This is a genomic window from Pedobacter sp. (assembly GCF_031119335.1).
Taxonomy (GTDB): Bacteria; Bacteroidota; Bacteroidia; order Sphingobacteriales; family Sphingobacteriaceae; genus Pedobacter.
In genome coordinates this window covers 202,286-215,801 of the sequence record NZ_JAVHXT010000003.1, presented here as the reverse complement: position 1 = coordinate 215,801, position 13,516 = coordinate 202,286, and the positions used below count along the sequence as shown (strand labels likewise).

Here is a 13,516-nt window from a genome sequence, read left to right as displayed (position 1 = left end):
GGTCGCAATTCCCCTCTTTCAGAGGGGTGCCCAACGGGCGGGGTGTATTGATAAGCAAATAATGTAATTGGTTTCTTTGTTGTAAAGCAATAAAATATCTGACTATCAGTGTTTTGTAAATGAACTACAACTCGTAAATCACACCTCGCTCTGCTATTTCCGCTTGGTATTCCTCAGCTTCCAAAGCACTTTTTAAAGCAGTTAGGCTGTTAATTTCTCCGTGAACAAGAAAAATTTTCTTTAAAGTAGTCTTGTTCTGTTGTCTTATGTAGTCCATTAAATCTTCATGGTCGCCGTGGCCGCTCAGTAAATCCGTTTTTAAGATTTTAGCATAAACCATTAAATCGCGGTTTCGCAAACGAATAATTGGATCGCCTCGCAAAAGCCTGTCGCCCAAAGTTCCTTTTGCGCAGTAGCCGATAAACAATATGGTAGCGTAATAATTTTGAATATTGTAGTAAATATGGTCTTGAATTCGACCTCCTTCCAACATTCCTGCAGAAGAAATGATGATACACGGTTCTAGGTAATTACTCACGGCCAAACTTTCTTTCTGGCTTTGCAGGTAAGTGAGGTTGTCGAACTCAAATTCATCGCCTTTGGCTTCGTAAAAACTTTTCGCTTCCTCATTTACATATTGATGATGCCTTCGATAAATATCAGTAGCATGGTTTGCCAAAGGACTATCAACAAAAATTTCTACAGGAGGTAATAATCCCTTACTGAAAATTTGGTTCAGCTTAAATATTAACGACTGTGTTCTGCCAATACTAAACGCAGGAATAATCAGCCTTCCAGAATTTTTGATGCAGGTTTCTTCAATTACTTTGATTAGTGTATCATCTAAAGAAACATCCTTGCTATGCAGACGACCGCCGTAGGTTGCTTCGCATACTAAATAATCTACTGCAGGTAGGCTTTGCGGATTAACCAACACCGGGTAGCTTTTCCGTCCAATATCTCCAGTAAAGGCAATTTTCTTTTCTACACCATTGTCGTTGATTTTTAGCACAGCAGCTGCGGCACCCAATAAATGACCAACAGGAACAAAGGTCAGCTCAATAGCTCCCGTAATTTTAAATGGTTTATGGAAACCGATGGTAACAAACCTCTCCGTGGTTTCCATTACATGCTTTTGAAGATATAATGGCTGCGGGCCACTATAATGTTTTCTTCTGCCCTTAGGACGTTTGTTTTGCTTGCTCAGAAAAATATTAACCGAATCGTAAAGCAATATCTCTGTAAGATCAGCTGTTGGACCAGTACAAAGGATCTGACCGCTATATCCCATCCTAATTAAAGTAGGCAGGTTTCCAGAATGATCGATATGGGCATGAGTTAATATCACTAAATCGATCTCTGATGGATTAAAAGGAAAGGCTAAATTGTCTTCTTGATAGGTTCCTTTTTCATAATCTATCCCGCAATCTATCAGTATATTGTAGTTATCTGTCTGCAAAAGGTGCATGCTTCCTGTAACCTGTTGTGCAGCACCCCATATCGTTAGTTTCATTTATTCCTATCAAAAATAAGTGCACAATATATGTTTTTGTATCCAATACCCGACAATGTAAACGCTTTTTTTGGTCAGCTATAACTGACATTTAAGATTTTTATCCACATCATGAAAATCATTAAAAAAAGTTAATTTTTTGAGAGGAGAATGAACTTTTAGGCTGTCATTGTGAAAAAAAATAGAGATGGGGATTAATATTTTGGCATGTTTTGATAATTCGTTTGGCACAGTTTTTTCAATTATCCCCGTGTTGAGATATTAAAAACTTAGCAACATCTTTTAAAAACTATTTGGAGCAATTGGTGTTGCTACATAATTAAAACTAAAAACAATGAAAAAGATATTAATGATAGCTGCAATTGGTGCAACAGTTTTGGCATCTTGCGGTAAAAGCGAAAAGCAAGTAGCTTTAGAGAAACAACAAGCATTAGCCGCCTATAGAGATAGTATCAAGTTAGATAGTTTTAGACGTGCAGAAGTAGAAGCCGAAAAACGTAGGGTAGAAGAAAGACACCAAGCTGAGTTGGCTGCTGCAAGACGTAGTGCAACAAGAAGCTACAGTTCTGGTGGTGGTACGGTTACCACATCATCTGCAGGGGTAACAAGTACGCAAGCTCAGAAGAAAGGCTGGAGTGATGCTGCAAAAGGTACGGCAATTGGTGCCGGAGTAGGAGCAATAGGTGGCGCTTTAATTGATAAAAAGAAAGGAAGAGGCGCCATTATCGGTGGTTTAGCTGGTGCAGGTGCTGGTTATGCAATTGGTAGAGCAGAAGATAGAAAAAGCGGTAGAGTACAACCAAAACAATAATAAACTCCATCATATATGTAAACGCCCAAGCCTAAAAGTTTGGGCGTTTTTATTTGGAAAAATATTGAACATTTTGAGTTTGCGGTTTGTTTCCTTAGCAAAAGCATTTACTTTGTAAACCTAAACATCTAGATATTATAAAATGAAGACCGATTTAATTGAAATATTTCAAACCGTTAGGGCGGCAATGCAGCCTTACGAAACACTAGGCTTTAATTCGAGAATAAATTCGGATACAGAATATGACCTTTGGAGCGATAAAAACGTGACTTTAATGGGCAAGCAAAGAAACGAAATCTACTTTGCTGGCTTAAAAATCATGAAAAGTAGCGTTACACTTCATTTTATGCTCATCTACATTCAGCCAGAAGTTAAGGAACTATTGCATCCAGATTTATTGAAATTATTGAAAGGCAAATCGTGTTTTCATATTAAAAAATTAGACGAAACTTTAATGGATCACATCGCGATAGCCCTAGAAGTAGGTTACAAAGCGTATAAACAAAACGAATGGGTATAAATCCGTTATTTCAGGAAGATTTCTTTTTAACTATTCAGGATAAATATCATGCTGTAGAAACCATTAGTGCAAATCCATTTTATATTGTTGCCTTGCAGCAAAAGGTCTATGTACATTTGGTGCCTTTAAACAGTAATTTTACTCCTCAACAATTGCTCTCTTTACAGATAGCTTATCAGCAGCAGGGTATTTTTTTGGTTCATTTATGGGAAGATGTTTGGGCTAGCAGAAGAAATCAGGTGCTTAGCCGTATATATTCCTTCTGCGGTTTAAATCAATCTATACATGGTAGGAAAACTAAAGTAGACATTTTGGATGTAAGCGAAACACGCACTTTTTTAGACGTAAACCATTTGCAGGGCTACATCAAAACCAAACACAATTACGGGCTTTTTTTAGGCGCTGAATTGGTGGCTGCGGCATGTTTCGCAGCACCCAGACCTATGAAAAGTAAAGGTGCAAACTACAAATCTGCAGAGTTGGTAAGGTTCGCTACAAAAAGTGGTTTTACCATAGTTGGTGGCTTAGGTAAGTTAATCAAGGCGTTTTTGGAAGAAGTTCCTGTTAACGATTTAATGACTTACGCAGATAGAGATTGGTCTTTGGGTAAAGGTTATGATAAGCTTGGCTTTGCAGCTATGGGGCAAACTAAGCCATTGTTTTTCTATGTAGACGAAAAATCTATGCAAAGACAACAGCCACATCGCTTGCCAAAAAAAATATCATCGGCTTTTGCCGAACAAAATGTATTAAATTTGGATGATTTTATGAGCCAGCAAGGTTCCGTAAAAGCGTTTAACACAGGAAACCTCAAATATCTACTGTACACAAATGTCTGAACACAATTTGCTCATTGTACTTGGCGCAACAGCAGTTGGAAAAACACAGCTAGCAGTACAATTGGCAAAATCATTTAATGGTGAGGTTATTAGTGCAGATAGCAGACAAGTTTTTAAGGGGATGGATATTGGGACAGGAAAAGACCTCTCTGAGTATTTAGTTGATGGAGTAAAAATTCCGTACCACTTGATTGACATTAGGGAGGCGGGCGATCATTACCACGTTAATGCCTTCAAAGAAGATTTCTACCAAGCTTTCGAAGATATAAGCAACAGAGGCAAGCTGCCTATGTTGTGCGGCGGTACAGGAATGTATATCCATAGCTTATTGCAAAATCACGACTTAACTTCAATTCCTGTTGATGCAGATTTAAGACAAGAGTTATTAATGCTTGATAAAGTTGAGCTTCAACAAAGATTAAATGTATATCCGCAAGAATTACGTAAGAATGTTGATTACAGCTCGGCGAAACGCTTAATAAGAGCCATCGAAATTGCTAAATTTCTCAGTGAAAACGATTATCAACCCGAAGAACGACCTGTTTTAAAACCATTTGTAATTGGTCTGTACAATGAAGTAGAAACTCGTCGTAGTAAAATTCTAAATCGCCTGGATGCTCGTTTATCTAATGGTTTAATAGAAGAAGTAGAAGTATTGTTAGCCAAAGGTGTAAGTAAAGAAATGCTTGTTTTCTACGGCTTGGAGTATAAGTTTGTAACGGCTTACTTAAACAAACAAATAGATTTTGATACACTGAGAGAACGCTTGGGCATAGCAATTTGTCAATTTGCAAAACGTCAAATGACTTTTTTTAGGAAGATGGAGAAGGATGGCGTTAAAATTCAATGGTTGTTGGCAGGAGAAGATAGAAAGGCATTGACAGAAGAAGCAATCGAATTGGTAAGTAAGAATTTCTAAAATTATTGCATCTTCGTTTTATGGATCAGAAAATAAAGCCAATAATTAAATGGACAGGAGGGAAGTACCGAGAGTTTGCTTTATTCAAAGATCATATTCCAGCTTTCGAACGTTATATTGAGCCATTTTTTGGCGGCGGTGGCGTTTTTTTTGCACTACAACCTAAAACTCCGGTCATAATTAATGATAAAAGTACCGACCTTATTCGTTTCTATCAGCAAATCAATCAACCTCAATTTAAGCTTGAGCTTTATCAATATGCAAGCGCTTGGGAAGAAATTACCGAGCTTGCTAAACAGTTTTGGAAAACATTAGGTACCTTATTTGTCGAAGTAGTAAATCAAGAAGCAAATACACAGTCATTGTTTGATGCAATAGCATTGAAGATGCCGAAATTGATCAGTAATAACGATACCTTAAAAAATGAAAAGTTCATTGTTGAGCCAGTCCAGTTTACAGCATCTTTAAAAGATAGTTTGTTAGATAAAGCAATACGCATCCAGCGCATCTGTAAAAAAGAAAATAGAGTTTTTAATGATGCCGAGTTAAAAGATCATTTCGAAACCGGACTTAAAAGTGGTATGTATCTGTTCTTTAGAATATTGATGAACAAAAATGCCAATCAGCAATTTTTTTCGGATGCCCAAGCTGCTGCAAACTGGTATTTTGTAAGAGAGTTTTGCTATGCATCTATGTTTAGGTTTAATGCCAAAGGCGAGTTCAATATTCCTTACGGAGGTATTGCCTACAACAAGAAAAATTTTAGGCAAAAGGTTGATCTCATTTTTGCCGAACCTACCAAAGCCCTTTTTAGCAAAGCTGAAATTTTTAACTTAGATTTTGAAGTATTGCTAAGTAGCCAAAAGCTAACTTCCACAGATTTTATCTTTCTAGATCCACCGTACGATAGCGAATTTTCAGAGTATGATCAGAACGCTTTTACGCAAGCAGATCAAACCAGGTTAGCTAACTTTCTAATAAATTGCCCTTCAAAATGGATGGTTGTGATCAAGGAAACTGAATTTATCCGAAAGATTTATACGCATCCTCAAATAAAAATCGTAACTTTTGGAAAGAATTACACTTACAATGTGCGGGGGCGTAACGATAGAAAAGTAACGCATCTTATCATTACCAACTACTAAACCTATGAATAAGTACTTGCAAATAGAACCCAATGTGTTCAATTGCAAGGTTTGCCCAACTCCTTGCGATGGCATCAGCAAAATGAACTACCAGTTTGCTGACGATGCGGCATTTTCCGAACACTACGAACAGTTGCTCATCGATCATATCAATAAATTTACCCCGTTTAAAGCCGAAAAAGCTGAGGAAAAAGGTTATCCTGATATTAAAGTGCAAAACAAGGCCGGGGCGCATTTTTATATTGAAGTAAAAGTTCAACGACGCACCTTTATGAGCGTAGAAAAAATACTTCCGCAAAGTGGTTTAAAGCCGTCAGAAACTGTTGCGTTAAACCTCAGCGATCTCAATCGTTATTTTGAGTTACAGCAAACAAAACAAATCCACGTTTTTATCTTTTGGGTATTGCTCAATAGACCCTGTGTGTTAGGAGAAAAGGAAAGTCAATTCTTTTACCGATTAGCATCAGACCTAAAACCTATTTGGCAAAAGGAAAATGATAAAAGAAAATTTCGTCGAAAAAGTGGTGACGGCGATGAAGTTGATGGAAAACATTTAGGCGTCACTGTAAATTACCACTTCAGCTTGAACGAACTTAAAGTTTGGAATAACGAACTTACCTAATCAAAGTGTTTATTTTTTAGTACACCTTTTAGTTGTGAAATATATCATCTTTTTTACAAATTAAATATTTTTAACTATTTATAATACAGTTTTTTATGATTGTTTTTTAGCCTTTTTTGATTGCTTAGTGGCATACTGTTTGAATGTTTTTGTGACGACTGATGATGCGAAAATCACAGTCGAAAAAATTAAAATAAATTTAAAAACATAATGATGCTACCACTTGTTGATAGCTCATTACATTAACAGAAACATAATGAAACCATCCGTTAGGATAGCTTCATTACTAATAAAAACAAATAAAGAACACAATGAAAAAGTATACAAAATTTATGGCAAGCGCAGTAGCTGCATTAGCCATCTTCGTGACAACAAATGCTAACGCTCAAACTGCTTCAGAACCAACTAATCCGTCTAGACAAAAATTAGGTATAGGGTTAAATGTAGGTGTGCCTACACAAGACGGTTTTAGTTTTGCGATAGGTGGTGATTTACGTTACCAAGTAGATATAGATAGACAATTATCTATTCCAATTACTGCGGGTTATACTAATTTAAAAGTTAAAGATGAGTGGGGTGGAGGAAGCGTTGGCTACATTCCAGCAAAGGCAGGTTTAAAATATTTCTTCAGCCCATCGGGAGCCGGAGCATACGCCTTAGCAGAAGCTGGTGCTGCATTTGGTACTAATGAAGGGTCAAAAACCTCGTTTGTATATTCGCCAGCTGTGGGGTATGCATGGGATAATGGTTTAGATTTAGGCGTAAAATATGAAGGTTTAAGCAGAGACGGTATGAACAACGGCTATGTAGGTTTACGTTTAGCTTATGGTTTCAAACTATAATTTGCGTTAACAAATTATAATCGCAATATAATATTATTAAGCCCCGGTAAATTTATCGGGGCTTTTTTGTGTTTTTAGAATAATAAATGCTATTTTGAGCACAAAACAGAACATACCTATAGTTGATTGTTTCCAAATAGCAATCTAAAATAAAAACACGTATGCAAGGGAAAAAATACATTGGTTTGGTAACCATAGCTTTATCTGCGTTAATGGCATGTAACAGCAGTCAACAATCTACCGAAACCAAAGATACCACAGCTTTAACCGTGGCAGACACAACGGTAGTTAATGCGCTTAGCTTTAGCGACGAGAAATTGCAAGTCATCTATACTGCTTATATCAAATTAAAAGATGAGTTGGTGGGTACTAAGTATGAAACTGCAAAACCAGCAGCTAGCGATTTATCAGCAGCTTTAAAAGGATTTGAAGGTTGTGAAAATGCAGCTAAAATTGCGGCTAAAATAGCCGAAGCTAAAGACATTAAAACACAAAGAGCGTCTTTTACAGATTTAAACGTGGAACTCATTCCAGTTTTTAAACACGCTGCACTAACATCGGGTACTATTTATGTGCAACATTGTCCAATGGCAAACAATGGCGATGGTGGAGATTGGCTTTCATCAGAAAAGAAAATCCAAAATCCGTATTATGGAGATGAGATGATGGAATGTGGCAGGGTTGCCGAAGAAATCAAGGCAAAATAAGCCCAGAAATTAAAACGGCATTAGAAAATCTGAAAAAAATGTAACAAGTCTATAATTGTTTGGGCTTAAATTTTAATAAACGAAAATAACTACTTATAATTATATAAATTTTAGATATATGTCAACTACTGCAGAAATTAAGATAGACGGACAGACTTATGAATTTCCAGTAATTACTGGAACGGAAGGCGAGAAGGCTATTGATATTTCAAAATTGAGAGATCTTACAGGTCACATTACTTTAGATTTTGGATATAAGAATACTGGCGCTACCAAAAGTGCCATTACGTTTTTAGATGGAGAAGAAGGTGTTTTAAAATATCGTGGCTATCCTATCGAAGAACTAGCTGAAAAAGCATCATTTTTAGAAGTTGCTTATTTATTGATTTATGGAGAGTTACCTTCTAAAGAGACTGTAGAAAAGTTTCAAAAAGATATCAGCATGCACACCTTGATCCATGAGGATATGAAGAAGTTTTTTGATGGCTATCCTTCAAAATCTCATCCAATGGCTCAATTATCTTCGTTAGTTTGCTCACTTTCTACATTTTACCCAGAAAGCTTAGAAGCTAACCAATCTGAAGAGCAAAAAAATGATACCATCATTAAAATGTTAGCTAAAATGACCACCATCGTAGCTTTCATTTATAAAAAATCTTTGGGACATCCATTGATCTACCCTAAAAACAAATACGATTATATTACTAACTACCTTTGGATGACTTTCGGTCAACGTACCGAAGATTTCGAGCCAAACCCAGTGGTAGTAAGTGCAATGAATAAATTGTTAATTCTTCACGCAGACCACGAGCAAAACTGCTCTACATCTACGGTGAGAATTGTAGGTTCATCAGATTGTAACCTTTATGCTTCTATTTCTGCAGGTATTTCTGCACTTTGGGGACCATTACACGGTGGTGCTAACCAAGCAGTAATCGAAATGTTAGAGCGTATTAAAGAAGATGGTGGTGATACCGATAAATGGATTGCAAAAGCGAAAGATAAAAATGATCCATTCCGTATGATGGGCTTTGGTCACCGCGTTTATAAAAACTTTGATCCAAGAGCAAAAATCATCAAAAAGGCTTGCGACGATATCTTAGAAAGCTTAGGTATAAATGATCCAGTATTGGAAATTGCTAAAAAATTAGAGCAAGCAGCTTTAACAGATCAATATTTTATCGATCGTAAATTATATCCAAACGTAGATTTTTACTCAGGTATCATTTACAGAGCCTTAGGTTTCCCTTCAGAAATGTTTACTGTTCTTTTCGCATTAGGCCGTCTACCAGGATGGATTGCACAGTGGAAAGAAATGAGGGAAAACAAAGAGCCTATCGGCAGACCACGTCAAGTTTACGTTGGCGATGTAGATAAGCACTTATAATCAGTACTCTCTTTACAACCAAATATGTTAATGCTAAGCCGGTGGATTGCCGGCTTTTTTGTGTTTAAAGGTTTTTTATATTCTTAAATGTAGTGGCTGATTTTCAAATAAAAAGGCTAAGATTTTACTGCTTTTTAAGCAAAAAACCAAACAGAAACAGAGCCTGCATCACATAAAAAATCTGCCCAACCATCATCGTCCACTATAATTTCCTGATCAATATGTTCTAAAGCATCAATCATTTTCCTTCCTGCAAATTGAGCACCCATTTCCATTCTTTTATAACCTTGTTCTCCGTTAGAAAGTACAACAGCGAGACCAGAATTTTCTCTTTCGGCAATGCCTTCTCTTGTCCAACCTATGCAGTTGGGATGATCGAAATAATCTCTTTGCAAACCATAAGCTTGATGCTTGCGGAGCTGAAGTAAGATTTCTAGCTGCGGTAGGTATCCAATGGTAACCTCGTGATCTTGTCCATCCTGACCTTTATCGGTATAGGCAGATCCGTATAGATCTGTATAAAATACACATGGATATCCAGCTTCTCTTAAAAGGATCATAGCATAGGCGTGTGCTCTAAACCAGGGCTCTACCACTTGTTCTAAAGATTGTAAGGGTTGGGTATCGTGATTTTCTACAAAGGTAACGGCTAATTCGGGTTTGGTGCTTACCAATGTATTTTCAAAAATGCTAGCTAAGTTGTAGTCGCTACCAGTTTTTGAAGCATTTGAAAAATTTGCTTGCAAGCAGGTGTCGAACAAGGACATTCTTCCATCGGTAGCATCAATGTAAGCTAAAAGACTTCCTAAATCTCCGGGAGCCCAATATTCACCAACGGTAAAAAAATCTTTCTGCAAATCTCCTCTTAAAAAGTCGAGCCATTCATTATAGAAACCTGCTGGCATGTGTTTAATGGCATCTAACCTAAAGCCGTCGAAGCCTACAGTTTCATAAAACCACTTGCCCCAGGCTTTTAGCTCTTCACGAACGGCTGGATTACGAAAGTCAATATCAGAAAGCATTAGGTAATCGTAGTTGCCGTTTTCTTTATCCAAAACATCTTCCCAGCCCTCGCCATATTGGTTTAAGATACTGTAAAGTGCCGTTTCGCCACTACGATGATCATAATCTACACCACTAAAACATTGGAAATCCCATTGGAACTTAGAATATTTTCCTGCACGGGCAGGATAGTGAAATTTGGTAAATGCTTCAATTTCGAAAGGTTCAGATATAAACTCATTACGGTTGGCAGGATCTACCTTGCGAACAGTAATTGTTTCCGTTTCGTCTCCGCCACCTAAATGGTTCAATACAATATCAACGTAGACTTTCAGCCCTGCATTTTGTGCAGCTTTTACAGCTTTAATAAGTTCTTCTTTGGTGCCGTATTTAGTACGGACACTTCCTTTTTGGTCAAATTCTCCCAAATCGTAAAGGTCATAAGAATCATAACCTATCGAATTTTCGCCTGTCATTCCTTTGTGTGCAGGTGGGAGCCAAATGGTGTCAAAGCCTTTTTCTTTTAGTGTATTTGCGTCTTGAGTTAGTTTTTTCCATAAGCTGCCATCGGCAGGGTAGTACCATTCGAAGTACTGTAGCATGGTGTAGTTTTCCATTGATATTTTTAGGAGCGTTTGATGTTGATAAGCTCCGCCCGATTAAACACTAATTGTTCGGGATTGTTTGATACAAACTAATTGCAGGATGTGATAATACCTTGTACGTTTTGCTATCTATTATTTGAAAGAGGTTAGACGCCTAAAAATTGGATTTCCCTAGAATGTCATTTAAACTAACTAAGCGGTGTTTTAGCGCAAAAACCAAGAGCCCAATTACGTTTTTGCTGTTTGTTTTATTGATAAGATTGTTGCGATGACCTTCTACTGTACGTTCGCTGATAGATAACTTTTCGCCAATCTGTGCATTGGTGTACTGCTGGCAAATCAACGATAAAATCTCCCTTTCTCTTTTGCTGATAAGCTGTTCCGCACCTAAGTTATTTGGGGCAAAATCCATTTTCAAATGACTAAGGTCGGGACTAGGAACCTGCAAATAAAAGCCATCTCTTAGTATATTTGTGATAGCTTGCTGCAGCTCTTCTGCCGAGGCATTTTTTGAGAGGTAGCCATTTGCGCCGGCTCTTAATGCAGCAAAGACAGCATCTTGGTCTTCATGTGAGGAAAGCATTAACACAGGTAGCGTTGGAGACATCTTTCTAATTAGTTTAAGCGTTGCAATACCATCAGGAGCAGGCATTATTACATCCAAAATAATTAAATCCGGATTTTCACTCGACTTTGCAAGCTCATCAACCAATGTTTGTCCATCAGCGCACTCAAGAATAACTTTGGTGTTTTCTAAAGAATTTAAGATAGCGGCCATTCCCATTCTAAAGAGGTATTGGTCGTCTGTAAGCGCAATTTTGATCTGCATAATATAAAATTCGGGTATGGGCTAAAATATAAATGCAAATATAAGTGATTGTTACTAGGTTAGATTTAAGCTGTTCAAATTTTACATATTGTAGATTTTACACTTTCTTCGCTACGAAATATGCTACCTTTGCGGCATTAGTAATAGCTAAATTCCTCAGACAAGATATGTCTATAATCGCTCGTACAGTACATCAAATTAGAAACGCTTGGGAATATCTCAAGGGTTCCGACCAAACTTTCTCCCTACAGCATAGAATTTATCATTCTATTTGCATAGCAACTATGCTGGTTATATTTTATAATATTCCTTTTAGTTTGATAGTTGGGCTGTATAAGATGACAATTTTATCTACTATTCTTTTCCTGCTACAACTGTTTTTCTATTACCTTTCTAGGTTTAAAAATCACCTTTATACCAGTATGGTTATCTATTCGGTAATCATACATATCTTTTTTGCCATCAATTTTTATCTATCCTCGGGCATACAGGGTACAGCACTACATTCTTTTACGATTAGTTACTTTTTAATTATTGCAATTGCGAAAAGACAGCATTATTGGTACTGGACACTGGGTAATCTTGTAGTTGTGGGGGCGCTTATTGTATATGAATACTACCATCCAGAACTTATTTTCAATAGATATGGTAGCAGACGTAGTCAATTCATCGATGTGGCCTCTACATATACTGTAGACTTACTGCTTATTTTTGGAGGATTGACCTACATCATTAATAATTACGATAGAGAGAAAAAAATAGCGAGAGAAAATGAAATGGCTATGAAGCGACTCAGTCAGGAGAAAAGTAAGCTTATTTCCATGATCTCTCATGATTTTCGCACGCCGCTGCGCAATGTGCAAGGTTATCTGGATATACTAAAAAGAACAGATTTGGAGAGTAACGAAAGGGCTAGGCTAGAAGTAGAACTGGAAAAGAGTACAACAGAGACCCAACACTTGTTAGATAACCTGCTATCATGGACAACGAAACACTTGGAAGATGGCAAAATAGAACTACTTTCGGTTAACCTAACGGATTGCCTAAAAGATCAATTATCTAATTTTGCCCGTGCAGCCAATTTTAAGCTTGTTAACTTCGAAAATAAACTGCCGAAGGAAATAAATGTACGGGTTAACCCAGCTATGTTACAGTTAATGGTTCGCAACTTAATGGATAATGCATTAAAGTTTACGTCTAGTGGCGGCAATATTACCCTAAGTGCTGAGCTGAGTGCGGATGTTTGCCAATTGCATATTAGGGACTCGGGAGCAGGCATAGCTGAAGAGGCTCAGCAAGATATCTTTTCACTGAATATTAAATCTAGTTTTGGCACTGAGGGAGAAAAGGGAGTGGGGCTAGGACTTGCACTTTGCAAAGAATTTGCCGATTTGCAAGGTGTTGATATGAGTTTCCAAAGCCGAGTAGGAAAGGGTACCATATTTACATTGGCCATACCTATGGGCTAATTTGTTTAATTTAGATAGAAGTTAAATTTAGGTATCTACGAAAATTCAGACTTTGAAGAGATGTTTTTTGATGGTAAGTAAAAAGCTTAAACAAAAAAAGCAGCTCTTTTCAGAACTGCTTTAAAACGATGGGTGGCTGATGGGGCTCGAACCCACGACCCTCGGCACCACAAACCAATACTCTAACCAACTGAGCTACAGCCACCGTATTTTTTAGTGTCACAAAAGTACAACTTTATACATTCAAACCAAATATTTTTTCTTTAAAAGATTGAAAAAAATGCAAAATATTAATTGTCAATTATT

The 13,516-nt window shown here is 37.2% G+C and carries 13 protein-coding genes and 1 tRNA gene; 10 read left to right on the top strand and 4 right to left on the bottom strand.

From position 1 onward, the window contains the following. Positions 1 to 124: 124 nt before the first annotated feature. Positions 125 to 1,513: an MBL fold metallo-hydrolase gene (locus REI64_RS04865; protein ID WP_308848979.1), complete on the bottom strand. Its 1,389-nt coding sequence runs from the start codon at positions 1,511 to 1,513 to the stop codon at positions 125 to 127. 334 nt (positions 1,514 to 1,847) lie between these two features. On the opposite strand from REI64_RS04865, the gene REI64_RS04860 reads away from it, so the two are divergent. The 9 genes from REI64_RS04860 (at position 1,848) to REI64_RS04820 (ending at position 9,305) form a co-directional block, all read left to right on the top strand. After that, entirely contained in the window at positions 1,848 to 2,324 is a 477-nt protein-coding gene (locus REI64_RS04860) for a YMGG-like glycine zipper-containing protein (protein WP_308848978.1), read from the top strand. Positions 2,325 to 2,466: 142 nt separating this feature from the next. Next, positions 2,467 to 2,844, top strand: a complete 378-nt coding sequence (locus tag REI64_RS04855; RefSeq protein WP_308848977.1) for a hypothetical protein — start codon at positions 2,467 to 2,469, stop codon at positions 2,842 to 2,844. Further along, positions 2,835 to 3,683 carry a hypothetical protein gene (locus REI64_RS04850; RefSeq protein WP_308848976.1) on the top strand — a complete coding sequence of 283 codons (849 nt, stop codon included), beginning with the start codon at positions 2,835 to 2,837 and terminating at the stop codon, positions 3,681 to 3,683. Before REI64_RS04855 ends, REI64_RS04850 begins: the two co-directional genes overlap by 10 nt. Next, positions 3,676 to 4,602 (top strand): tRNA (adenosine(37)-N6)-dimethylallyltransferase MiaA, encoded by a 927-nt coding sequence (gene miaA / locus REI64_RS04845; RefSeq protein WP_308848975.1) that lies wholly within the window; start codon positions 3,676 to 3,678, stop codon positions 4,600 to 4,602. The genes REI64_RS04850 and miaA overlap by 8 nt, the downstream gene beginning before the upstream one ends. Positions 4,603 to 4,622: 20 nt before the next feature. Further along, positions 4,623 to 5,747, top strand: a complete 1,125-nt coding sequence (locus REI64_RS04840) for a DNA adenine methylase (protein WP_308848974.1) — start codon at positions 4,623 to 4,625, stop codon at positions 5,745 to 5,747. Positions 5,748 to 5,751: 4 nt separating this feature from the next. Beyond that, complete coding sequence (locus tag REI64_RS04835; protein ID WP_308848973.1) at positions 5,752 to 6,369, top strand: hypothetical protein; 618 nt, start codon at positions 5,752 to 5,754, stop codon at positions 6,367 to 6,369. Between the two features lie 311 nt (positions 6,370 to 6,680). Further along, the gene (locus REI64_RS04830) at positions 6,681 to 7,211 is read left to right on the top strand and encodes an outer membrane beta-barrel protein (RefSeq protein ID WP_308848972.1); all 531 of its coding nucleotides are present in this window, start codon (positions 6,681 to 6,683) and stop codon (positions 7,209 to 7,211) included. Positions 7,212 to 7,372: 161 nt separating this feature from the next. Continuing rightward, on the top strand, positions 7,373 to 7,918 hold the full coding sequence (locus REI64_RS04825; RefSeq protein ID WP_308848971.1) for a DUF3347 domain-containing protein: 546 nt from the start codon (positions 7,373 to 7,375) through the stop codon (positions 7,916 to 7,918). 118 nt (positions 7,919 to 8,036) lie between these two features. Then, positions 8,037 to 9,305 (top strand): citrate synthase, encoded by a 1,269-nt coding sequence (locus REI64_RS04820; protein WP_308848970.1) that lies wholly within the window; start codon positions 8,037 to 8,039, stop codon positions 9,303 to 9,305. Positions 9,306 to 9,439: 134 nt separating this feature from the next. On the opposite strand, the gene REI64_RS04815 is transcribed toward REI64_RS04820, so the two are convergent. Both REI64_RS04815 and REI64_RS04810 read right to left on the bottom strand, forming a co-directional pair. Further along, positions 9,440 to 10,924: an alpha-amylase gene (locus REI64_RS04815; protein WP_308848969.1), complete on the bottom strand. Its 1,485-nt coding sequence runs from the start codon at positions 10,922 to 10,924 to the stop codon at positions 9,440 to 9,442. Positions 10,925 to 11,066: 142 nt separating this feature from the next. After that, positions 11,067 to 11,741, bottom strand: a complete 675-nt coding sequence (locus REI64_RS04810; protein WP_308848968.1) for a response regulator transcription factor — start codon at positions 11,739 to 11,741, stop codon at positions 11,067 to 11,069. Between the two features lie 167 nt (positions 11,742 to 11,908). Here REI64_RS04810 and REI64_RS04805 point away from each other — a divergent pair, with 167 nt between their 5' ends. Then, positions 11,909 to 13,210 (top strand): HAMP domain-containing sensor histidine kinase, encoded by a 1,302-nt coding sequence (locus REI64_RS04805; protein ID WP_308848967.1) that lies wholly within the window; start codon positions 11,909 to 11,911, stop codon positions 13,208 to 13,210. A 131-nt stretch (positions 13,211 to 13,341) separates the two neighbouring features. Here REI64_RS04805 and REI64_RS04800 read toward each other — a convergent pair. After that, positions 13,342 to 13,415 (bottom strand) — tRNA-His (locus REI64_RS04800). Positions 13,416 to 13,516: the final 101 nt, after the last annotated feature.

Excerpts from the sequence above, each read along its gene's own strand:
- REI64_RS04865 (WP_308848979.1), bottom strand. The coding sequence starts at position 1,513 with ATGAAACTAACGATATGGGGTGCTGCACAACAGGTTACAGGAAGCATG.
- REI64_RS04860 (WP_308848978.1), top strand. The coding sequence starts at position 1,848 with ATGAAAAAGATATTAATGATAGCTGCAATTGGTGCAACAGTTTTGGCA.
- REI64_RS04855 (WP_308848977.1), top strand. The coding sequence starts at position 2,467 with ATGAAGACCGATTTAATTGAAATATTTCAAACCGTTAGGGCGGCAATG.
- REI64_RS04850 (WP_308848976.1), top strand. The coding sequence starts at position 2,835 with ATGGGTATAAATCCGTTATTTCAGGAAGATTTCTTTTTAACTATTCAG.
- miaA (WP_308848975.1), top strand. The coding sequence starts at position 3,676 with ATGTCTGAACACAATTTGCTCATTGTACTTGGCGCAACAGCAGTTGGA.
- REI64_RS04840 (WP_308848974.1), top strand. The coding sequence starts at position 4,623 with ATGGATCAGAAAATAAAGCCAATAATTAAATGGACAGGAGGGAAGTAC.
- REI64_RS04835 (WP_308848973.1), top strand. The coding sequence starts at position 5,752 with ATGAATAAGTACTTGCAAATAGAACCCAATGTGTTCAATTGCAAGGTT.
- REI64_RS04830 (WP_308848972.1), top strand. The coding sequence starts at position 6,681 with ATGAAAAAGTATACAAAATTTATGGCAAGCGCAGTAGCTGCATTAGCC.
- REI64_RS04825 (WP_308848971.1), top strand. The coding sequence starts at position 7,373 with ATGCAAGGGAAAAAATACATTGGTTTGGTAACCATAGCTTTATCTGCG.
- REI64_RS04820 (WP_308848970.1), top strand. The coding sequence starts at position 8,037 with ATGTCAACTACTGCAGAAATTAAGATAGACGGACAGACTTATGAATTT.
- REI64_RS04815 (WP_308848969.1), bottom strand. The coding sequence starts at position 10,924 with ATGGAAAACTACACCATGCTACAGTACTTCGAATGGTACTACCCTGCC.
- REI64_RS04810 (WP_308848968.1), bottom strand. The coding sequence starts at position 11,741 with ATGCAGATCAAAATTGCGCTTACAGACGACCAATACCTCTTTAGAATG.
- REI64_RS04805 (WP_308848967.1), top strand. The coding sequence starts at position 11,909 with ATGTCTATAATCGCTCGTACAGTACATCAAATTAGAAACGCTTGGGAA.